18 protein-coding genes and 3 pseudogenes are annotated in these 22,073 nt (G+C 59.2%); 10 read left to right on the forward strand and 11 right to left on the reverse strand.

What is annotated here, in order from left to right:
* Positions 1-30 precede the first annotated feature (30 nt).
* Both OKW37_RS15935 and OKW37_RS15940 read left to right on the forward strand, forming a co-directional pair.
* Positions 31-981 (forward strand): fatty acid desaturase family protein, encoded by a 951-nt coding sequence (locus OKW37_RS15935; protein ID WP_429405392.1) that lies wholly within the window; start codon positions 31-33, stop codon positions 979-981.
* Positions 968-2,206 carry a sodium:solute symporter gene (locus tag OKW37_RS15940; RefSeq protein WP_429405390.1) on the forward strand — a complete coding sequence of 413 codons (1,239 nt, stop codon included), beginning with the start codon at positions 968-970 and terminating at the stop codon, positions 2,204-2,206. Before OKW37_RS15935 ends, OKW37_RS15940 begins: the two co-directional genes overlap by 14 nt.
* 65 nt (positions 2,207-2,271) lie before the next feature.
* Here OKW37_RS15940 and OKW37_RS15945 read toward each other — a convergent pair whose 3' ends face one another.
* From OKW37_RS15945 to OKW37_RS15960, 4 genes and pseudogenes are all read right to left on the reverse strand, one after another.
* Positions 2,272-3,192: an HTH-type transcriptional regulator ArgP gene (locus OKW37_RS15945; protein ID WP_429405387.1), complete on the reverse strand. Its 921-nt coding sequence runs from the start codon at positions 3,190-3,192 to the stop codon at positions 2,272-2,274.
* A 245-nt stretch (positions 3,193-3,437) separates the two neighbouring features.
* Positions 3,438-3,530 (reverse strand): annotated as a pseudogene (locus OKW37_RS15950) (cob(I)yrinic acid a,c-diamide adenosyltransferase); the annotation flags it as partial.
* A 197-nt stretch (positions 3,531-3,727) separates the two neighbouring features.
* Positions 3,728-3,937 (reverse strand): transcriptional regulator, encoded by a 210-nt coding sequence (locus tag OKW37_RS15955; protein ID WP_429405385.1) that lies wholly within the window; start codon positions 3,935-3,937, stop codon positions 3,728-3,730.
* Positions 3,938-4,152: 215 nt separating this feature from the next.
* Positions 4,153-5,613 carry an efflux transporter outer membrane subunit gene (locus OKW37_RS15960; RefSeq protein WP_429405383.1) on the reverse strand — a complete coding sequence of 487 codons (1,461 nt, stop codon included), beginning with the start codon at positions 5,611-5,613 and terminating at the stop codon, positions 4,153-4,155.
* A gap of 75 nt (positions 5,614-5,688) precedes the next feature.
* On the opposite strand from OKW37_RS15960, the gene OKW37_RS15965 reads away from it, so the two are divergent.
* From OKW37_RS15965 to OKW37_RS15990, 6 genes and pseudogenes are all read left to right on the forward strand, one after another.
* On the forward strand, positions 5,689-6,306 hold the full coding sequence (locus OKW37_RS15965; RefSeq protein ID WP_429405381.1) for a TetR/AcrR family transcriptional regulator: 618 nt from the start codon (positions 5,689-5,691) through the stop codon (positions 6,304-6,306).
* Between the two features lie 105 nt (positions 6,307-6,411).
* Entirely contained in the window at positions 6,412-7,527 is a 1,116-nt protein-coding gene (locus OKW37_RS15970) for an efflux RND transporter periplasmic adaptor subunit (RefSeq protein ID WP_429405379.1), read from the forward strand.
* On the forward strand, positions 7,524-10,664 hold the full coding sequence (locus OKW37_RS15975; protein ID WP_429405377.1) for an efflux RND transporter permease subunit: 3,141 nt from the start codon (positions 7,524-7,526) through the stop codon (positions 10,662-10,664). The genes OKW37_RS15970 and OKW37_RS15975 overlap by 4 nt, the downstream gene beginning before the upstream one ends.
* A 34-nt stretch (positions 10,665-10,698) precedes the next feature.
* A pseudogene (locus OKW37_RS15980) lies at positions 10,699-11,506 on the forward strand (oxidoreductase).
* Between the two features lie 174 nt (positions 11,507-11,680).
* Positions 11,681-12,154, forward strand: coding sequence for a MarR family winged helix-turn-helix transcriptional regulator (locus OKW37_RS15985; RefSeq protein WP_429405375.1), 474 nt, complete (start codon positions 11,681-11,683; stop codon positions 12,152-12,154).
* A 511-nt stretch (positions 12,155-12,665) separates the two neighbouring features.
* Complete coding sequence (locus tag OKW37_RS15990; protein ID WP_429405373.1) at positions 12,666-13,121, forward strand: MarR family winged helix-turn-helix transcriptional regulator; 456 nt, start codon at positions 12,666-12,668, stop codon at positions 13,119-13,121.
* 117 nt (positions 13,122-13,238) lie between these two features.
* Here the strand turns inward: OKW37_RS15990 and OKW37_RS15995 are convergent, their stop codons facing one another.
* The 6 genes from OKW37_RS15995 to OKW37_RS16020 all read right to left on the reverse strand — a co-directional run bounded on the left by OKW37_RS15995 (position 13,239) and on the right by OKW37_RS16020 (position 17,790).
* A complete protein-coding gene (locus OKW37_RS15995; RefSeq protein ID WP_429405371.1) occupies positions 13,239-14,300 on the reverse strand; it encodes a HoxN/HupN/NixA family nickel/cobalt transporter in 1,062 nt (353 codons plus the stop codon).
* A 122-nt stretch (positions 14,301-14,422) separates the two neighbouring features.
* Positions 14,423-14,845, reverse strand: coding sequence for a nitrile hydratase accessory protein (locus OKW37_RS16000; RefSeq protein ID WP_429405369.1), 423 nt, complete (start codon positions 14,843-14,845; stop codon positions 14,423-14,425).
* A complete protein-coding gene (locus tag OKW37_RS16005) occupies positions 14,842-15,198 on the reverse strand; it encodes an SH3-like domain-containing protein (RefSeq protein ID WP_429405367.1) in 357 nt (118 codons plus the stop codon). The genes OKW37_RS16000 and OKW37_RS16005 overlap by 4 nt, the downstream gene beginning before the upstream one ends.
* Positions 15,198-15,506 (reverse strand): hypothetical protein, encoded by a 309-nt coding sequence (locus tag OKW37_RS16010; protein ID WP_429405365.1) that lies wholly within the window; start codon positions 15,504-15,506, stop codon positions 15,198-15,200. Before OKW37_RS16010 ends, OKW37_RS16005 begins: the two co-directional genes overlap by 1 nt.
* A 22-nt stretch (positions 15,507-15,528) precedes the next feature.
* Positions 15,529-16,131 carry a nitrile hydratase subunit alpha gene (gene nthA, locus OKW37_RS16015; protein ID WP_429405363.1) on the reverse strand — a complete coding sequence of 201 codons (603 nt, stop codon included), beginning with the start codon at positions 16,129-16,131 and terminating at the stop codon, positions 15,529-15,531.
* A gap of 102 nt (positions 16,132-16,233) precedes the next feature.
* Positions 16,234-17,790: an amidase gene (locus tag OKW37_RS16020; protein WP_429405361.1), complete on the reverse strand. Its 1,557-nt coding sequence runs from the start codon at positions 17,788-17,790 to the stop codon at positions 16,234-16,236.
* A 558-nt stretch (positions 17,791-18,348) separates the two neighbouring features.
* Between OKW37_RS16020 and OKW37_RS16025 the strand changes: the two genes are divergently transcribed.
* Positions 18,349-19,314 (forward strand): helix-turn-helix domain-containing protein, encoded by a 966-nt coding sequence (locus OKW37_RS16025; protein ID WP_429405359.1) that lies wholly within the window; start codon positions 18,349-18,351, stop codon positions 19,312-19,314.
* Positions 19,315-19,508: 194 nt separating this feature from the next.
* Here the strand turns inward: OKW37_RS16025 and OKW37_RS16030 are convergent, their stop codons facing one another.
* On the reverse strand, positions 19,509-20,579 hold the full coding sequence (locus OKW37_RS16030; protein ID WP_429405357.1) for a porin: 1,071 nt from the start codon (positions 20,577-20,579) through the stop codon (positions 19,509-19,511).
* Positions 20,580-20,879: 300 nt separating this feature from the next.
* On the opposite strand from OKW37_RS16030, the pseudogene OKW37_RS16035 reads away from it, so the two are divergent.
* A pseudogene (locus tag OKW37_RS16035) lies at positions 20,880-22,041 on the forward strand (IS3 family transposase).
* Positions 22,042-22,073 lie beyond the last annotated feature (32 nt).

Consider the following 22,073-nt stretch of genomic DNA (forward strand, 5'->3'; position numbering starts at 1 on the left):
CACGGTCACTCATAGATCGGGAGGCTCCCCATGAGTCATCGTGCTGTAACGAGCGACCAAGATCTCATCCGCTCGTCATTTCCCGAATGGAGCCAAGTGCACCATGCCATGACGTCGCCCGATGTCTTCAAGGTCGTGATCGACATCACGTTCGACTGGCTGACCATCGCTGCGGCCATATTGATCCTGCATCGTTTTGGATTGTGGTTGACGCCTGCTGCTGTTGCATGGATCGGCAACCGACAGCGTGCACTCGGCAACCTGCTACACGATGCCGCCCATCGCAACCTTGCACACTCGAATTGCGTCAATGACACACTGGCGCGTCTTTTCGTTGCGCCGGCGCTCTTCAACAGTCTCACTCTGTATCGCGAGCTTCACGCGCGCCATCATGCGTGGCTGGGCGACCCGACGCGCGACCCCGACTACATCGCCGTTCAGCACCATCCCGGCGACGGCTGGTGGCAACCGTTTCTCACAGTGCTGCTCACACCGGCCACCTGGCTTGGCTCAACGTTCGGGCATCTGCAAAGAGTCGGCGGCTTCCGGGGTCTCGGCATTACGGGATGGTGGGCGGCCCTACTAGGTGGCGTGACGCTTGTATGGGGCATCCATACGGCGGCGCTCTTTTTCGCCATCTGGATGCTGGCGAAAATGACCGTCTTTCATGCGATCACCACGTTTCGCGAACTGTGCGATCACTTCGGCTTGTATCCGGGCGGAATCTTCGATTACACGCGCGACATCTCTTCCCACAGCCTATGGCGTTGGATCATTCATCCGCGTAACAACGGCTACCACCTAACGCATCATCTGATTCCGTCGATTCCCTATCACCGCCTCGCTCACGCGCAACGGGCGTTGCTGGCATTGCCCGCCTTCGCAGGAGCGGCCAGGGTCTGCCATACGTATTTTCGCGGCCCTGACGCGGTCGTCCAAGAATGGACAATTTCCTCGGGAGCGAGCAATGACGCAGCGTAATCTTGGTGCCGTTGGTGTCGGTGCATTGCTTGTCTCCGCGAGCTATGGCGTCGCGTTCCTGCTTGGCTCGGGCGAGATGGCCATCCATGCAGGGATGGCCGGGAGTCTGTATGCGATCGTCACCGCGCTCGGCATGCTGGCACTTGCACTTGCGGCGCCGGCACTGTGGCGGACACGGGAACTCATCTGGAACCTGTTCGGCGAGCGCTATGGGCCAGTGGTCCGCAAGCTTGTGGCGCTTCTCTCGCTCTTTTGGATGTCCGGCGTGCTTGCCGCCCAGATCCACGGCGGTATCGCCGTACTTGTCGCGATGGGACTACCGGCAAGGCATGCTCTGACACTCGTTGCTGCTGGCTTGCTCGTCATGTCGTCCATTGACCTCGGCATGGCAGCGACGGTCTTCATGGTCTGCCTGCTAGCAACGAATGTCGCACTCGTGCATGCGCTAATTTCGTCAAGCGGCTTCCCCGTATACCTGCATGCATGGCCGTCGTTTGCCAGCGAAGTGCGTGGAGCTCCACGAGCTGAGACGTTGGTAACCATCACCGCAGTCGGGTTTCTGGTGATCACCGGCTCGGACTATCAACAATTTGTCATCGCAGCGCGCCGACCGCGGGATGCGTGGCTCGGCTGCGTACTCGCAGGCCTCTTCCTCTTGGCTACCGGATTTCTTCCCGCCGCAACCGTAGTCTCGGCGCTACATGCTGGAAAGCTGTTCAGTCTGACGGACGCTGCAAGCGCGATCCCTCGGATCATCCTTCAGACCGGAGGGCAGATCGGGCCGCTGTGCATGGGCTTCATTCTGCTTGCTGCGCTCGGTTCGGGCAGCGCCATCACCCGAGCGATGGCATGCGCAGTGGAAGGGTTAGTGCGGGGCGATAGCCACCGCGGTTACTGGCGGCGCATACTGATTATCGCAATTGGATCTGCGATTGCGACTGACGGGCAGGCGATTGTCTCGACCATCGTTTCACTTAACGTCGTCTACGTCGCGGCCGTCGGATTGCTGTTCATCCTTCATGAGACCGGGCAGCGGGTGCCCCCTCGCTGCGCAGCCACGATGTTGCTCGCCGGTGCCGGGGTATCTCTGCTTGTTGCCGCCATCCATTGGACCGGAATCAGCGATGCAGCGAGTTGGCTCCCGCTGCCGGCCGGCCTTTTTGCCTCCACCTGCATATTGCTTGCGCGGCAGATAACGCTCGGTGTCAGGCGCGCGAGCTCCTAAATACAGCACCATGCTGCCTTCTGTAGTCGGCGACGTGTGACGGAAACTGGACGAACTGCCACGCGTCATACCGACGCGTGAGGTGCAACCTCCCTGCCGTGAGCCTGCACCAAGCTTTTGCGTGCGGCATCGACAACCAATGCACTGATTTTCGCAAGTGGCTCAGGCTCCGACTCCCAGTGGTGCCAATAAAGGTCGATCATCAAGTCATGTCTGGGCGCGAGCGCAACCAATTCTCCAGCATGAATCAGCGGCTCAGCCTGCATCGAGGGCACGAGTCCATATCCCAGGTTGCCACGGATTGCATTGAGCAGCGCCGCCGGGGAGGGAAAATAATGCTTCAGGTACTTGCCCACTGACACGCCGAAACACAACTCAAGAAACGTGTCGTGCAACGTGTCCTTTCTATCGAACAGGACTGCCGTGGCCTTCAGTACCCTGGGCAAAGTCATGCCGCCCGAAAAGTACTCGGAAGCAAACTGGGGTGTAGCCACGCACTGATACCGCATCTGCCCGACGGCGTCGGCAAGAAAACCTTCGACGGGCTTGCGTTGCGTCGATAGGCAACCCTTGACGTCACCGCGCGCCAAGGCTTCAAGCGTATGATCCTGATCGTCAACGACGATCTCAAGCGCCACATGATTGAGTGCAAGTTGTCGCGCGACAGGCTCGAACCATGTTGCAAGCGAATCGGCGTTAACAGCGAGCGCGATGGCAGTCCTCGCCACGCTACCCGGCATGGTCCGCTGAAGCAGCGCGTCTTCCAGCAGCCGGACCGACATGAAGTATCGCAGAACGTCTTCACCCACCTTTGTTGGCGTGAGAGGCGGCTCGCGGCTCAACAGTAATGCCCCTAAACTCTCTTCAAGGACCTTCACCCGCCGTGAAGCCGCACCGCGCGAGATGTTCAACGCTGCGGCGGCGCGTGTGAAGTGTCGATGCTCGACCACGGTGGCAAATGTTTCTAACTGCAACATGTTCAACATCGTGCCCTCCAGCACCACTAGTCAGTCCATCCAATGCTTTGAGGCAAGGGATAGCAATGCCAAGCAGGGACTGGATCGGCGAGGCTGTTCGTCCCCTCCCTGCGACCGCGCGCCAGAATGGACGGCGAGTCGCACACAATCACTCGCTCCGAAACTTCCCGACTTCGCTGATCGAAATACTGCGCGATTGCCACGCCGCTCCACGTTGAGTAGCAGACGATCGATTAGCTGAGACTGATCACGCGCTAATGGGGCCACAGCACCTCACCTCCGCCGTCCGCGCGATTTAACACTCGCGCCAGCACGAAAAGGAGATCCAATAATCGGTTCACATACCGTGTCCATCTGCGCTGCACGCTGGTCCTGCGCTTTTACAGCGACACACTCGCGCTGCTGTCCGCCGACATCGTCAGCCGGACCCTGGAGCGTGGTCGAGATTGCATGCGACCTCCTGGAAGACGAAATTTCGCGGATAGCTCACTGCTTAATGGATGGCGAAAACCGGCCACCGTAGAGGGTGGGATCGCCGCCCTCGTCACTTCGAACGCACGACCTGAGCTATGTAGGCGCGTTCCCTTCCGGAAAGCGCCCTGAAATCCGCCGAGTCGTCAGGCAGCAGCCATTTGTCGAGCGTGCTCCGCCCGACTGAAATAAGCGCGGCAAATTCATAGCGGCTCAAACTGCACTGCGTCATTGCGGCGAGCAGAAAATCCTGCTGCGAAATCCTTGGTTGATCGCTTTCCATTTTCATCTCTTTCAGTGATTGGAACGACCGAATTCAGCAACACCGGCATTCGGCAACTTTCGGCTCAGCGAAAGTGAGTTGATCGCAGGCCCGAGCGGCGACTGTTTGATGCTCGATCGCTCCGCAGCGCAGCGAAATGAAGCTCTTCGGCGACAGCCATGAAGCAACGCAGATGACGAAGTTTCCTCCTCTTCCCTCCATCAGGTCTGCAGTTGCTATTTGCTTGCCACGGCCTCGGAATCGCTCGATTGCCAACCACCGCCGAGTGCTTTGAAAGCAGCAACGGCTGCGCGTGCCGATTCCGTTTGCGCCTGCACCCGCTCATCCGAGGCGCGCAGCAAGTTTTCGTCGGCCTGCAGAACTTCAATCAGGCTGACGACGCCTTTTTGATAGGCGGCGAACGAGGCCGCTCGCGCACGGCTAAGCGAGTCCACTCCCTGGGTAAGCACCGCGGCCTGCTCCTCGCGCTTGACGAGTGCCGAGAACGAGTTCTCGACATCTTCGGTAGCGTGCAACGCGGCAAGCCGATACGCAGCCAACATCTCGGCCTCCTGACCCCTAGCCTGCTCGATCTGCGCATTGATGCGGCCGAAATCGAACAGGCGCCAGCGCAGCCCCAGCACACCAGCGGCCTGATTGGCGCCGCTACTGAACAGGTTACCGCTGGCCACCGAGGTGGCGCTGCCGAGCAGTCCACTCAGCGATACCTTGGGGTAATACTCGGCGATGGCCATGCCGATGCGCGCGTTCGATGCAGCCAGACGACGCTCGGCCACGATCAGGTCGGGCCGGCGCCGGAGCAATTCTCCCGGCGATCCTGTAGCCGCGATCTGCGGGGCGACCGGGATGTCGCCCGTTTCAACCAGCTCCGCCCGATGCGTCCCAGGCTGTGAACCCAGCATCACGTCCAGCGCGTTCATGGCTGCGTCGAGACCCGTCTCGAGCACTGGCACGGATGCCTGAACCTGGGCCAGCGCACCTTCAGCCTGGCTCACCTGAAGGTCGGCCGCCAGGCCTTTTCCATACAGGAGGTTGATGGTCGAGAGCAGATCCTGCTGCGTCCGCACCTGCTTGCGGGCAACCTTCAGGCGGGCCTGCAATCCACGAATGGTGATGTAGGTATCGGCAGTCTGAGCCGCTACAGCCAGGCGCGTGGCCACCGCGCCCGCTTCCGAAGCCCGATACTCGGCAAGTGCCGCTTCCCGCCCGCGACGCAGGCCCCCAAACACATCCAGTTCCCAACTCGCGTTGAAATTGGCCTCGTAGTCATTGCCATAGCGGTCGAAGCCGGGCGTCGAATTCAGGACTCGCCCCAGCGGGGTCTCAACAGATTGATAGACTCGCGCCGCCTGGCCGCTGATGTTGCCGGACGGTAGGAGCGCGGCGTTCGCGGCCCCGAGTCCCGCGCGCGCCTGCGAGACGCGAGCGGCGGCCTGCGCAAGGTCCAGGTTCTGTTCCAGCGCGAGCGTGACGAACCGTGTCAGTTGCGGATCACCGAAACCCGTCCACCACGTAACAAGGTCAGCACTGGCCGTCACGTGCCGGCGATCCACCGCGACCTGGCCCTGGAACTGCTCGGGCATAGCGACATTGGGCCGGACATAATCGGGGCCTACAGCGCAGCCTGCCGAGAGGCTGGCGACAATGAGCGCGGCAAAGATGTGTTTGGGCAGCATGAGCGTCTTCGCAAGGTCTGGTTGTGACTATAATACCAAATAGTCACTAGTTGTCCATTCCTCTGCGCTACACCCATGAAAAAAGCCACTACCTCCCCCACCCCCGCACGCGGCCCCGCTGACCACGAGGTACGAGATCAGATCGTTATCGCCGCCACCGAGCACTCCAACCGGTACGGCTATGAAAAGACGACCGTCGCCGACCTCGCCAAGGCCATCGGTTTTTCCAAGGCCTACATCTACAAGTTCTTCGAGTCGAAACAGGCTATCGGCGAGATGATCTGTGCGAACTGCTTGCGCGAGATCGAAGCCGAGGTCGCGGCGGCCGTGGCAGAGACGGATCTGCCGACCGAGAAGCTGCGGCGCATGTTCAAAGTCTCCATCGAAGCGAGCCTCCGCCTGTTTTTTCAGGACCGTAAGCTCTACGAGATCGCCGCATCGGCAGCGACTGAGCGTTGGCAGGCCGTGCTCGCCTACGAAGAGCGCGCGCAGGTACTGCTTCGGGACATCGTGAGCGAAGGCCGGCAAAGCGGAGACTTCGAGCGCAAAACGCCGCTCGACGAAACTGCGATGGCGATCTATCTGGTCGCACGCCCGTACTTGAACCCGCTGCTGCTGCAGTACAGCTTCGACCACATCGAAGTGGCGCCGGCGCAACTGTCCAGTCTCGTGCTGCGCAGCCTGTCGCCCTGAGGGGAAAGTGAAATGCGGTAAGGTGAGAATGGTTTTGTGACTATTGACTAACATAGTCACTGGTACCACAATGAAGGCCCCGATTACTTCTTCAATGGGTCCTTCATGCGCAAGCGTCGCCTCGCTATTTCTGCCGTCGTCTCAGCACTGCCTTTCGCGCTAGCTGCCTGCGGCGCAAAAGCGCCGTCCGATCCGCGCACCGAGGCGCCGCTGGTGCGGACCGCCATCGTTCAGGGCGCAATTCCCGCATCTCGTTCGTTCACAGGGATCGTCGCGGCGCGAGTACAGAGCGATTTGGGCTTTCGTGTCTCCGGCAAGGTGCTGGAGCGGCTTGTGGATGCCGGCCAAACCGTCAAGCGCGGCCAGCCGCTGATGCGCATCGATCCCATCGATTTAAAGCTTGCCGCGCAAGCCCGTCAGGACGCGGTCACGGCCGCGCGAGCCCGGGCGCAGCAGAGCGCGCAGGAGGAAGCGCGCTACCGCGACCTGCGCGGCACCGGTGCGATATCGGCATCGGCCTACGATCAGGTCAAGGCGGCAGCCGATGCCGCCAAAGCGCAACTCAGTGCGGCCGAGGCGGACGCCGACGTTGCTCGCAACGCAACTCGCTATGCCGAGCTGGTAGCGGACGGCGATGGGGTCGTGATGGAAACATTGGCCGAGCCCGGTCAGGTCGTCAGCGCGGGGCAGCCCGTCGTGCGTCTGGCGCACGCCGGGCATCGCGAGGCCGTGATCCAACTGCCCGAAACGTTGCGCCCGGCCATCGGTTCGGTCGCGCAAGCCACACTGTTCGGCAACAACGACGCGAGCGAACCGGCCACGCTGCGCCAACTCTCGGATGCGGCCGATCCTCGTACACGCACCTTCGAAGCGCGGTATGTGCTGCAAGGCGCGTTGGCCGCCGCCCCGTTGGGCTCGACGGTGACGATCCAGATTACCGACGCACGTTCCTCGGTGCAGGGCGGTTTGCAGGTGCCGATAGGTGCCTTGTTCGACGCGGGCAAGGGCCCCGGCGTGTGGATCGTCAGCGGCGAGCCCGCCAAGGTCGCCTGGCGGCCGGTTGCCGTCCAGCATGTGGATGACGATAGCGCTCGCGTTGCCGGTCAACTGCAGCAAGGCGAGCGGATCGTCTCGCTCGGCGCGCAACTGTTGCGCGAAGGCGAGCAAGTGCGGGTCGCAGCTCGAGCCGTCGCCGTGGCTTCCGAGGGAGGCCGCCCGTGAGCGAAGGTCGATTCAATCTCTCAGCGCTCGCCGTGCGCGAGCGCTCCATCACCTTGTTCCTCATCTGCCTGATCTCATTGGCCGGGCTCGTCTCGTTCTTCAAGCTGGGTAGAGCGGAAGACCCAGCCTTCACCGTCAAGGTGATGACCATCATCACCGCCTGGCCTGGGGCCACCGCGCAGGAAATGCACGATCAGGTCGCCGAGAAAATCGAAAAACGCATGCAGGAGCTGCGCTGGTACGACCGGACCGAGACCTACACGCGCCCTGGCTTGGCCTTCACGACGTTGACCTTGCTCGACAGCACCCCGCCGTCGGAAGTGCAGGAACAGTTCTACCAAGCCCGAAAAAAAATCAGTGACGAGGCAGCCAACCTTCCGGCCGGCGTGATCGGGCCGATGGTCAATGACGAATACTCGGATGTCACCTTCGCGATATTCGCACTGAAGGCCAAGGGTGAACCGCAGCGCCTGCTGGTGCGCGATGCGGAGACGCTGCGCCAGCGATTGCTGCACGTGCCGGGCGTGAAGAAGGTCAACATCATCGGCGAGCAGGCCGAGCGTATCTACGTCCAATTCTCCCATGACCGCTTGGCCACGCTGGGTGTCAGCCCCCAAGACGTGTTCGCCGCGCTCAATGGCCAGAACGCCCTGACGCCGGCCGGCTCGGTCGAAACCAAGGGGCCGGAGGTGTTCATTCGCCTGGACGGCGCCTTCGATAAACTGCAGAAGATCCGCGATACGCCCATCGTGGCGCAAGGTCGCACGCTGAAGCTGTCCGATATCGCGACCGTCACGCGCGGATATGAAGATCCGGCGACATTCATGATCCGCAACAACGGCGAACCTGCGCTGCTGCTGGGCATCGTCATGCGCGACGGTTGGAACGGGCTCGAACTCGGCAAGGCGTTGGACAGCGAAGTCGGCGCAGTCAACGCCGAACTGCCGCTGGGCATGAGCCTGACCAAAGTCACCGATCAGGCCGTCAACATTCATTCGGCGGTCGACGAGTTCATGCTCAAGTTTTTCGCCGCTTTGCTGGTGGTCATGCTCGTGAGCTTCGTGAGCATGGGCTGGCGCGCGGGCTTGGTGGTTGCCGCGGCCGTGCCGTTGACGCTCGCCGTCGTGTTCGTGGTAATGGCCGCGACGGGCAAAAACTTCGACCGCATTACGCTCGGTTCTCTGATTCTGGCGCTGGGCCTGCTGGTGGACGACGCCATCATCGCCATCGAAATGATGGTGGTGAAGATGGAGGAGGGCTATAGCCGCATCGCAGCATCGGCCTATGCATGGAGCCATACGGCCGCGCCCATGCTGTCGGGCACGCTGGTCACGGCCGTCGGCTTTATGCCCAATGGCTTTGCTCGATCGACTGCCGGCGAATACACCAGCAACATGTTCTGGATCGTCGGCATTGCATTGATCGCATCCTGGCTCGTCGCGGTGATTTTCACGCCGTACCTGGGTGTGAAGATGTTGCCCGATTTCAAGAAGGTCGAAGGCGGTCACGACGCGATCTACGACACGCCGCGCTACAACCGCTTCCGTCAACTGCTCACGCGCGTCATCGCGCGCAAATGGCTGGTTGCCGGTTCAGTCGTGGGGCTCTTCGTCTTGGCCATCCTCGGCATGGGCGTGGTCAAAAAACAATTCTTCCCAATCTCCGACCGCCCTGAAGTGCTGGTCGAGGTGCAGATGCCCTATGGCACGTCTATCTCCCAAACCAGCGCCGCTACGGAGAAGGTGGAGGCGTGGTTGGCTAAACAGAAGGAAGCCAAGATCGTCACCGCTTACATCGGGCAGGGTGCGCCACGCTTTTACCTGGCCATGGGGCCGGAACTGCCCGATCCGTCGTTTGCCAAGATCGTAGTGCGCACGGACAGCCAGGAAGAGCGCGACGCGTTGAAACAGCGACTGCGTCAGGCAATCGCGGGCGGCCTCGCGTCCGAAGCGCGCGTGCGGGTCACGCAACTGGTATTCGGCCCGTATTCGCCATTTCCGGTTGCTTACCGCATCTCCGGCCCGAACCCGGACAAACTGCGCAGTATCGCGGCCGACGTCGAGCACGTGATGGATCGCAGCCCAATGATGCGCACGGTCAACTCTGACTGGGGTACACGCACGCCCACGCTGCATTTCACGTTGCAGCAGGACCGGCTACAGGCCATGGGGCTGACCTCCAGTGCCGTGGCGCAACAACTGCAGTTCCTTCTTAGTGGCGTACCGGTCACCGCGGTGCGTGAGGATATTCGAACCGTGCAGGTCATGGCGCGTTCGGCCGGCGACGCCCGGCTCGATCCGGCCAAAATCGGCGAATTCACGCTGGCTGGCGCAGGCGGCCAACGCGTCCCGCTGTCGCAAGTGGGCAAGGTCGAGGTGCGCATGGAGGAGCCGGTCGTGCGCTGGCGCGATCGCGTGCCGACGATCACGGTGCAGGGCGATATCGCCGACGGCTTGCAGCCGCCGGATGTATCGACGGCGATTACCAAGCAGCTTCAGCCGATCATGGACAAGCTCCCGACTGGCTACCGCATCGAGCAGGCCGGCACCATCGAAGAGTCGGGCAAAGCGACGAAAGCCATGCTGCCGCTATTCCCGATCATGCTGGCGGTCACGCTCATCATCATCATCTTCCAGGTGCGCTCGATCTCGGCGATGGTGATGGTGTTCCTCACCAGCCCGCTGGGCTTGATCGGGGTGGTGCCGACCTTGATTCTGTTCCGGCAGCCGTTCGGCATCAATGCGCTAGTCGGCCTGATTGCGCTGTCAGGCATCCTGATGCGCAACACACTGATTTTGATCGGGCAGATCCACCAAAACGAGCGCGCGGGATTGGACCCATTTCACGCGCTCGTCGAGGCCACCGTGCAGCGCGCGCGGCCCGTGGTTCTGACGGCCATGGCGGCGATCCTGGCATTTATGCCGCTGACCCATTCAGTGTTCTGGGGAACGCTCGCTTATACCCTGATCGGCGGCACGTTCGCAGGGACGATTCTGACGTTGATGTTTCTGCCTGCGATGTATTCGATCTGGTTCAAGATCCGCCCCGGTAGTCTCGCTGGCTCACGCAAGGACCAAGGCGAGCAGGCACACCCCTCCGAACAAAGGCTGCATGACGCGCTCGACAGCCGCAGTTAAAACAAGTTTAACTCATCGTATAGAAGGAACCACCGTGTCGAATTCGACCGTTGTCGTTGTGACCGGCGTGTCGTCAGGTATCGGACGCGCCGCTGCCGAGAAGTTTGCCAAACGCGGTTGGCGTGTTTTTTGGCACCGTGCGTAGCATCACCAAAACGGCGCCATTAGCCGGCGTCGAATTCATCGAGATGGATGTACGCGACGATGCTTCTGTTCAGTCGGGAATTCAAGCCATCATCGACCGCGCCAAACGGATCGACGTGCTCGTCAACAATGCCGGAACGGGCCTGATCGGCGCGGTGGAGGAAACAGCGACGACCGAAGCCGCGTTTCTGTTCGACACCAACGTCTTGAGCATCCTACACACGGCACAAGCGGTACTGCCTTATATGCGGGCACAGCGCAGCGGCAGGATCGTCAATGTCAGCTCCGTGCCCGGTTTCCTCCATGCCCCTTACATGGGGCTCTATTCGGCGTCCAGGCATGCCGTCGAGGGCCTAACCGAAACACTGGATCATGAGGTCCGCCAGTTCGGTATCCGAGTCGCGCTGGTCGAACCATCCTTTACGAAGACCAATCTGGACATCAACGCGCCTCAGGCGAGCCTCACGATTCCCGCTTATGACCGTGAGCGCACCCTTGCGTCTAGCGCTGTTGTGGCCAGCATCAAAGGGGCTCCCCCACCCGATGGGGTGGCCAACACCATTGTCGAAGCGGCGCTTGGCACCTGGCGCATGCGTCGCACACGGGCCGGCGAGGCATCCCTGTTGCGCAAATTGCGGCGCTTTATGCCGGCCGCTCCAGTCGATGCAAGTTTGAGAAAAACGTTCGGGCTCGCGTGAACTCCTCTTTCCCGCCGCAGCATGGCCGGCGCTTCACGTTCACGAGGCCAGCCTTGCACAGACGAGTAACTAGCTTCAGGGCCATGATCATGACGACTTCTGCGCCTTGCAACGACCTCTGCGGCAGCACGAAAATCTTGGCAATTGAGCGCTTACGCACCCGGAACCGCAGATATGGAAACGCAGAATTGCGAGTCGTCGATGCTCTCCATCGGAGAAATCTCCGCTCTCGCGCTGAACCATTTCTTCGCCCAGCGCGCAATGCGCGCTTTTTGGGCTCATTTTGACGACGAGCTCCGGCATACCGACGTTACTGCGTCCCAGTTTTGTATGCTCGCCTTGCTGCATCAACGAGAGCCACTGGTTTTCGGCGACATGGCAGTAGAACTGGCAATGGACCGATCGAATCTGTCCGCCAATCTGGCACCATTGTTCCGCCGCAAGCTTATCTCTACGATCACCCACAAGGGAGATCGACGGAAACGTCAGCTCGTCGTGACGACCGAGGGAAGAAAAGCTGTCGCTTCCGCAATGGCCCCCTGGTTGCGAGCCTACGAGGATACGCTTGCATTTGTGAGGCTGATTGATCTCGATTCAATGCGCGATCTTTTCTTCGCGCTTCGAAAATTTAATCAGGAAAACAAATGACCCAACTTTTCCAAGCAACCCGTGCAAATCTTGCACGCAGCTACGGCACCGCCTACGTCGGTCCGAGCGCGAACATGGCCTGCGCTTCGAGACGGGTATGCAGCGCCGCGAACGCCTTGTTCTCGACGTTGATGGGGTCGTCGCCAGAATCGAGCGTGGAAAGGTGACAATGTTGGCGTCGCCCCCGGCCAGCTGCGACGTTTCGACAATGTGATCCTTGACGCTTAACAGCGGTGGGAGACGGCTCCAGTTTCAACTTCCGCGCCGTGTGACGCCCCCACGGGGAGGCACCTGCGCGGACATTGGCGCACATTCCACCTGTTGATGAATATCCCTTCGCTCGACCAATAATACAAATAACACTATCATGCGAGACTAATATTTGCTGGGAACGCCGGCTACGCAACGCGTTTGACGTTATGGAAGAGAATGATGACAGCATCGTGGCGGCGTCGAGACCGCCGCGGTCGACGCCAGTCCGCGCTTGCGGCTTGTCAATGAATTTTCACCAATGACCAAGAGAAACGAAATCGATCCTGACACACCGTTGCATTGCAACTGCGCGCGCCTGCGGCGTGCCGCTCGCGTTGTAACACGGTTGTACGACGAGTGCCTCGCTCCCACAGGGATCAACACGAACCAGTTTACGATCCTGGGCTATCTGTTTAGGCAGCACGGGCCACTACGGATGATGGCGCTCGGCGAACTGCTTGCGATGGACCGTGCGACAATCGGACACAATCTGAAGCCGCTTGAACGCGACGGTTATATCACAATCGCTGTCGACAAGGCGGACCGCCGTGCCAGGTTGGTCAGCGTCACCAAGGCTGGCATTGCCAAAATCGTGGAGGCGTACCCGCATTGGGTGCTGGCGCAAGACCGCTTCGAGTCGGAATACGGAAGGACCCGGTCGGCGCAATTGCGGCACATGCTTGATCGTGCCACGGAGCAGCACTTCGAATCTTGAGACGCCTGGTGTGCCCATCAATGTGGACAGAGGACGGCGCCCCGAGCTTCCACGCCAGGACTCTATTTCGGCCACAAGACATCGCAACGAGACCACAACCAGCAGACTACCTAGGACTCACGCCGACTTGTTCTGCGACGCGTCCTGAGAGTCATAACCCATCAATTGGTAAAAGACGAAGGACAGCGCCCACGCCAAGACAAAGACGCCAATGATGGCGAATCCTAGGTTATTGAAGTTCTCATTGAGCGCGCCAACAAACTCCCACATTCCGCCGTCAAGCTTGAACTTCCCTGCGAGTAAGCCCAACGTCTCGATTCCACCAATCAACACGGCCACGAGTACTGAGACCAGTGTGATGACAACGTTGTAGTAAAGCTTACGAATGGGCCGCACGAACGCCCATTCATATGCACCTAGCATCAGAACGCCGTCTGTCGTATCAACGAGGGACATACCCGCTGCAAACAGTGCCGGAAAAAGCATGATGACGCCCAGCGAGAAGCCTTGTTGTGCCTGGCTTGCAGATAGTCCCAAAAGGGTCACCTCGGTTGCAGTGTCGAACCCCAGGCCAAACAAGAACCCAAGCGGGAACATCCACTTAGCCGAGGAAACCATCTTGAACGCTGGTCGGAACAGCCGCGACAATAGTCCTCGGCTCGAAAGTAGAAGGTCAAGGTCATCTTCGCTGTACGACTCACCTCGACGAACACGACGGAAAGCTCGCCATACGCCCCTAAGAATGACGATGTTCATCGCCGCGACCAGGAACAAAAAAAGCGCGGAGACACTGGTAGAAATGACTCCACCTACCGCTTTCCACCCTTCTACGCGCTGCTGGAGGGCAGATGCAGTTATTGCAACGCCGAATGCGACCAGGACGACTACTGCTGAATGCCCCAGCGCAAAGAAGAATCCGACAGTGACAGGGCGCTTACCTTCCTGCATCAGCTTTCGGGTGACATTGTCGATAGCCGCAATGTGGTCAGCGTCGACAGCGTGGCGAAGGCCAAATGAGTAAGCCAAGATAGCCGTGCCAAAAAGCAGCGGGTGCCCGCGCAGAGCCAAATATGCCCAAACCCAGACGCCAACGTTGAAAAGCGCGAGAAGGGAATAGATACCGACGAGCTTGCTTCGCAATGTACCGGGACTGCGAGCCAAGTCAACGCTAACATTCATGTTGTGTCCGGAGGTAGTGTTGCCGCATTTAATTCCTCTCGACAGAAAGAACTCTTTCGAGACGCAAGACCGCAGCTAGTCTCGGTCAAACGGCCGAGACTAGCTGTAGAGCGGGACGAAAATTACAAACCGGGGCTAACAGTGATGGGGGTCCGCATCGCCACATGTTCGTGCGAGTGCGCAGGTGCGCACAGCGCGTTCTGAAGCATGACGGGCTCGCCATGCGGCGTGTTCAGATAGGCCTGGCGCCACATTTCCTTGCGGGTCTCCACATCTTCCGAAGAAGCCAATCCAAGTTGCGCGACGATGGTCTCAAGCGCGGCCATCCATTGGCGGTAGTAGGCCGAGTTCGTCGATTCGCCAGCTTTGGCGGGGTGCTCACGAATCTCTGAACTGAAAGTCTTCACCCACTCCTTCCAGGTGAACGCACCGGCCTTCGAGAGTTGCACAACGATGGAGAATGCCTGCGCCTGCCAAGGCTGGTCGAAGCTCGGCCCCTCCTCCTTGGACAGCCCAACTTGAGCCAAATCGACTTCTGAAGTCATGGTTCGATTTTCTCCAAGTGGTTGTCCCACAGGTCGATGTAGACCTTGTCTTGGGGCATGGCATCGGCACCCCACAGTTCTGTCGCTGAGAAGACGACGCTGTACACGTGCTGTGGGCTCTCGCCCTTCCCATGCGCCATCGTCTCCGGCGTGCCGAAAACACCTTGGTCGCGCACAACGGTGCCGACCTTGCCTCTCACATATCTTGCCAAGCGGGTGTGAGTGACGGGGTTGATGTTCTTGGCTCTGACCATGTCTCCAGCGTTGAAGTTCGCGCGAGCCAGATGCGGTGAGCGCGCCGAAGCGCCCGTCATGACCAAGGGCAAAACCATTTCCTTCGTTAGAACTGGCATCAGTGCCCCCCTTTCAATTGATTGATGCGCGCCTGAACCTCTTCGTGCGACAGCACGCCCTTGTCGTTCAACATCTTCTCAAGCGAGAAAATCCAGTGCTCGTAGTAGCTCGACTCAAGGTAATGGGCAGGGTCCATTACCTCAATGTTGTACCGGAACTCATCAACAATGAATACGCCGGCAGCGAAAACGGCGATGAACATCCCGAATGCACGCTTTTCCCACTCGGCCGCGAAAAGCTTTTCGTCCTGGTCAATGACGATAGGACCGAGACCTTGCATGCCACCACAATCATGTATGCCATTCATTAGTTTCCACCTCTCGTGCGGGTCAGAGATTTTTCGGCAAACCAGTGCCGAGCATGCTGTCACGTGTGACTAGGTCGACCAACTCGTCTTCAGATAAGCCTTCGGTACCTGCCGGTCGTTCGGGAAGGACCATGTACCGAAGCTCGGCATTGCTGTCCCAGACCCTCACCTCCTTCTCCGACGACACGTTGACGCCGAATTGCTTGAGGACGCCACGCGGGTCAATAACCACCTGCGAACGGTACGGGACGGACTTGTACCAAATGGGAGGCAGCCCCAATGTCGGCCATGGATAGCATGAGCAAAGTGTGCAGACGATGACGTTGTGAACAGAGGACGTGTTCTCCACAACAGTCATGTCTTCGCCCTGAACGCCACTGTAGCCCAGCTCAGCAATTGCATTGCTGCCATCTTCCAGCAGGCGCTTCTTGTACTCGGGGTCAGCCCAGGCGCGTGCAACGACACGTGCACCGTTTCTTGGACCAACCTTGTTCTCGTAAATAGAGACCAGTTCGTCCAAGGCGCTTGGGTCGATGATGCCCTTCTCCGTCAGCAGCGATTCCAGCGCTTTTACGCGCAAGTCGATGTCTGCTGGCGGCGCAGTGTGATGATGGTCGTGACTCATAGCATTGCTCCATTTAGCCGCGGGAGGTTTCGAGACGTTTACGTCACGGTTGTGCACGGCGATGTGTTCAAGGTGAATTAGGGGCCACTGCCCCCTCGCGCGTTAGAATTTTTTCCAATCTCCCGCTGACTCAAGAGCCGCCGAAGCGCGCAAAAGCGTGGCGTCATCAAAGTGCTTGGCGGTGAGCATGAGACCAATCGGGAGGCCGTCGCGGACGCCGCAGGGGATGCTCATCGACGGATGCCCTGTGAGGTTCGCGACTACGGTGTTACGCAACTGGTCCAACGCGTTCGACACAGTCTCGAGCGCAGAAGCGTCACGTCCAACCATCTTCGTGGCGCGATGAGGTGTGGTCGGACAGGCAATCACGTCATACTCCGCGAGGACGGCATCGTATGCAGCGTTGACCAAGTGGCGCTGATTCTGCGCCTTTCCGTAGTAACGTCCGTTATAGAAGCGGCGCATATACTCGCCGCGGATAAGCACGGAGCGCACCGTCGGCGGCATATCATGCGCATGCGTCTTGAGCCCTCGTGCCAATGCCTCAGCCATGCCCGTGTTGTACCAACCTTGCCAGTTCGACCCCATGCCGAAACCGTTGAGCATGAAGGCGTTCGCGCCTTCGAGCGCAATCGCATTCCACATATGGAACGCTTCCAAGTGCATCGGGATGGAGACCTCCTCGACAGTGGCACCCATCTCCCGCAGCTTCGAAATCGCACCGAGGACGCACTCGTCAACTTCAGGCTCTGAAGACAGTTGGCCCCATTCGGTGTTGTCTTGCTTGAAACCTTCCCTCAACACGGCGATTTTCAAGCCCTTAACACCGCGCTGCAGCCCTTCCAGGTAGTCCACGCGGTACGTCGGGATGATTCGGCCTTGCTGACGGGGGTCGTCTAAATCGTAGCCTGCGATGGCAGTCAAGAGTCGAGCGACGTCCTTCGTACTATTGCCCATCGGGCCAATGTGGTCGAGCGTGGTCTCAATCATCGCGCAGCCCGTGTATGGCACGAGACCGTATGTGGGCTTCAGTCCGTAACACCCCGAGAGCGCTGCGGGAAGACGAATGGAACCGCCCTGATCGCCGCCGATAGCCATATTGACTTGTCCGGTGCCAAGCAGCGCCGCGCTTCCGCTCGAGGATGCTCCAGGATTATGGTCCGGCTTCCAGGGATTTCCCACCGGCCCCGTGCTGCATGTCATGCCACCAGCGGAGAACGAAAAGTCTTCGCAGTTTGCTTTACCGGCGATGATGGCGCCGGCGTCAAGCATTCGTGTGACGATTGTGGCGTCGACGTCTGGGACGTACCCTTCAAGCAGCTTCGAGCCGTTCATCATCGGAACGCCAGCGACACAGACCACGTCCTTCACCGCAATACGCTCACCAGCGAGAATGCCCTCCTTCGCTCCATTGATTTCGCAGCGGTAGTACCAGCCGTTCAGCGGGTTTTCCTCGGCCGTCGGCCGCCAGCCCGGCGTACGCGGATATTTCACGGGAAGCTTGCGCTCCGGAATAGCGTCGAGACGGCGGTAAGATTTGATAGAGGCGGCGAGCATCCCTTTGTAAGCATCCGCCTCATATTGGTCGAGTTCGATGCCGTAATCGCTCGCAATCTTCATCAATTGGCTGGTTGACGCCAATTCGGGACCTATAGACATTCCCTGTGCTCTCCTTTTGCGCTATGGGGTCACCCTGCCGTAAGCACGGTGGACTTCCAAGCCATAGTAGGAGTGTCAAAATCCAGCCGCTTGTCCCAATCAGCCATCTATAGTCGACTGCGCGGGACACGCAAGACCGGGGAAAGTGGTCAGCCTTGGGTTGTGCCGCCACATATGGCTACATAGTGGACGTTTTCACGTATATACGTCGAGCGCCCATCTCTTTAAGCTTTGAGAAACCTGCGGACTCTCTCGCCTCCCGACGCGCCACGCATCTCCGCGGTAACGCACAACGTTTCGGGGAAGAAGCGTAACGCCCGCATCGGTGCTCTTGTCGATTGCGAGGGAATCCAGCCCCTTTGACGTTGCGAAACCGGTAGGGTGCATCGCATCCTACCGCGCCGCATCGGTGACATCTCGCGCCGGCCAAACCGACGAGGTCAAGTAGCCTCTACCGAAGTCGCGCTGGTTGCCAATTGATTTTTGCCACGTTAGCGTAGAAGGGCCGATTCTCCGACGGAGAACGGCGCGAAACGGGGCGACATGATGGAAGCGGCCATGGAATTTATTTACTCAACTACTCAGGCCGAAGCTGGTCGGCGATTTGAGTACTGGAACGATGCCATATGCAGGCACTTCATTCCGTCAGCAAGCAGTTCTAGTTGCCGCGACAGCTTCGAAGGTGCCCTCCACGGCAAGACTGTGGGCAATCTGGTGGTTGCGGAATTCTGTGCGCGCCAGCATGTTTTCGACCGCACAAGTCAGTTCATTCGACAGGCGCCAGACGAAGACTTCGTGGCAATTCTGGTTGAATCTGGCGTCGGCAGAATGACGCAGGCAACCAGAGAGTTATCGCTGCAGCCTGGCGACATTGCTTTGTACGACGCCGGCCGTCCGTTCGTGCATGACCTGAGCGTGGACTCGATGCTGCTCGTTCGAATCCCGCGTAAAGCGATGACTTCTCGCCTTGCTCGCGTCGAGTCGATGATGAACATCGCAATTGCCCGAGACCGGCCAATTTCCGGCGTTTTCAGGGGTATGCTGCGTGAAGCGATGGCCATGCGCCCGGACGCACCGCAGGTCGCGCAGGCGAGGCTAGCGAGCGCATTTGTAGATACGCTCGCATCCGCGATGGAAACGCAAGTCCAATGGGACCAAGCCGAGGCGCCAGCTCATTACGATCTCGTCTACCGGCGTGCTCTAAACTATATGGATGCGCACCTCGACGAATGCGAATTGACCGCCGCAAGCATCGCCCACGGCCTCAATGTTTCCGCGCGAACGCTTTCGCGGGTGTTCGCTCGTCACGGCTTGGCACCGATGCAGGAGCTTTGGCGCCGGCGTCTCGAACGCAGCTTTACGCTCCTCTCCGAGCATCGCGTCAAGATGGTGACGCAAGCCGCCTACCAGTGCGGCTTCAGCGATATGTCGCATTTCTCGCGGGTTTTTAGGAAGACGTTCAACGCTGCGCCCAGTACCCTTCTGACAGGCGCGAACAGCAATGGCGCGCAAGACACATGCTAGAAATCGCTTCGTTGTGCACCGCAGACGACACCGTCACAGGAACGGCGCAGATTGAAATCACGCCGTTCTTCCTTTCAAAGCGCGGCGGAAGGCCTACAGTATCTCGAGCGCCGAAGGCTCTTTCCGAAGGCTCAAGCCGCACCAAATATATGGCCGGTCCCTTTTCGTCGGCAAACCTCCGGCACCACTCATCATTAGAACGTATGCACGATGCCGACGTATCCGCCTTGCTGGTTGTGTCCTTGTAGCGGAGCAACGTCTGCAGTCTCCAGCGCGAAATTTGCCTTTCCGCCGTTGAAAATCGCCCCGAACGTCCCATTGATTGTAGTGCGTTTTGACAGCGCGTACGAGGCACCAATCACACCGAGGTTCCCGACCCCTCCACCGTTGTTCACATTCGCGTGATAGTAGGCCGCTTGCATCTGGAACGCGGGGCTAAATTGATAAGTGAGACCAACCCACTCTTGCTGATTGCGAGTTGCAGCCATCGGGTTGTTCGTATCGGCGACCGTGTCTTGTCCCGAAGAAACAAGCTGCTGATAGCCCGCGTACAACATCAGATTGTTCAGCTTGTAAGTCGCACCAGCCATATACTCTCGGGAAGCGCTGTAAAGACTTGATAACTTCCCGTTCGCGTCCCGTACTTCTTCGTAAAGTCCATAGCCCGTCAAGTTTCCAATAGTGTATTGCGCCTCGGCACTGAACTGGCGACTATGCTGAAATCCGTTTGCATCATTGCCGAAACCGTTCTGCAGCCGGAACGAGAAACCAGCCCATTGGGGCGAATTATAGGTCGCGGTGTTAGCACGTGAGCCCCATGCGCGCCCCTTAGCAAATGAGCCGATTCCAATCTCGTGCTCACCAAACGGGTCGAGATAGAATCCCATGGTGTCGGTCAAGCTCATCGAGCGACCGAGCCACAGAGAACCATACCTTGCGTTCTCGAGACCTACGTAAGCGTATCGGTCGAATTCGCTCGGGTTTTCCACCAACTTCCCCGTTGCAGGGCTAAACATGCTTTCGAGTTTGAAGACCGCATGCGTGCCCCCTCCGAGGTCTTCGCTTCCGGTGAGACCCCACCAACTCCCCGCAAAGCGGTTGTCACCAAACCGAAAGACGTTCTTGGAGCCTTCTGCGGTCCCCTGATTTGTCACGTAATCAAGGCTTGCATTGATGCGTCCATAGAGTGTGACCGCGCTTTGGCCCCAGGCGGCCCCACTCAGTCCGAGAGAAATGAGCGACGCAGTTAGGATTCGTTTCTTCATGGCAATTATTTAGTATGACGGCATATTGTTCCCCGGTCCAAAGCCCTACACAATTTTGAAACAGCGCAGTACATTGGTTGGGGCGCGGTGTCGCGCGACACTGTCTTTGGGTTACTCGTTGTGAAGGAGCATCGCTTGGATATCGTCCATCAAGTGCGCACAACGAGAGACTATGGCGCGAAAAAGCGAAGGTCTTGTTCAGCCCTGCCAATCGGCTGGACTAGAACTGCCTGAGCTTCCCCCGAAATTCCGCCTTCCAGCAGGTCGTGTGTAAACTCGACCCAGAGGAAGGAAGAAGAAATGTTCAAAGTACCGAACCAGGTGTACACGGCAGAGTTCAAGACCGCAGCCGTGCAGCGAGTCAAGGACGGGCAAAGTGTGAGCCCGGTAGCCCGCGAGTTGAGCATATCGACGCAGACGGTGCGCAACTGGCAAGGCGTCCGAGGCCGGCAAGCTCAATTGCCCCGGGGCGACGATCGTCACGTCTGAACAGATGGAACTCTCTCGTCTGCGCGCGGAGAATAAGCGTTTGCAGATCGAGTTGGAAATCGCAAAAAAAGCGCGGAGTTCTTCACGAAGGACCTCCTGTGAAGTTCGCCTAGATTGACATGCAATGCCGGCACTATCCGCTGGCGGCGCTGTGCGAGGTCCTTAGCATGAGCGTCAACGGCTATCGCGCCTGGAAACGCGGCGGCACGCTCGAGCGTCAGCGGCTGACCGATGCACAGTTGCTGACGTTGATCCGGACGATTCATGCCGAGTTCAAAGGCGCGTACGGCTTACCGCGCATGATCGAAGAGGTTCGTTCTCGCGGCTTTCCGGCCAGCAAAGCACGAGTGGAGCGCCTGATGAGCGACAACGGTATCAAGCGCCGCTATCGCGTGACAACCGATTCTCGTCACAAGCTGCCGGTCACGCCGAACGCGTTGAAACGCAACTTCACGCCGGCCGAGCCCAATCAGTTGTTCACTTCGGACATCACATACATCTGGACCGACGAAGGCTGGCTGTATCTGGCCGTCACGCAGGACCTGTTCAATCGGGAAGTCGTGGGCTGGTCCGTCAAGCCACGCATGACCGCGGACCTCGTGACCAATGCGCTGACGATGGCATGGTTCCGCCGCCGGCCCGCGCCCGCGTGCACCACCACTCGGACAGAGGCAGCCAATACGCTAGCCACAACTTCCAGTGCAAGCTGAGCTCGTACGGCATGCGCTGCTCGATGAGCCGCAAGGGCAGCTGTTGGGATGCGCCGACTGAATGCTTCTTGAACAGCCTGAAGAATGAGCGGGTGCATGGCACGAAGTAGCGCACGCAACGTGACGCCGTTGCGGATTTGTTCGAGTACATCGAAGTGTTTTATACCCGCCGTCGTCGTCATTCTTCGCTCTGCTTCTCATCACCGGTTCAGTTCCTGCAAGACTGGATCGACGCTCGGCAGACCGAGAATGCGGCTGCATGACCAGGGGCCTCTGGAAGGCAAAAAACCGAGGG

It is taken from the genome of Paraburkholderia sp. MM5482-R2 (assembly GCF_050436125.1).
Taxonomy (GTDB): Bacteria; Pseudomonadota; Gammaproteobacteria; order Burkholderiales; family Burkholderiaceae; genus Paraburkholderia; species Paraburkholderia tuberum.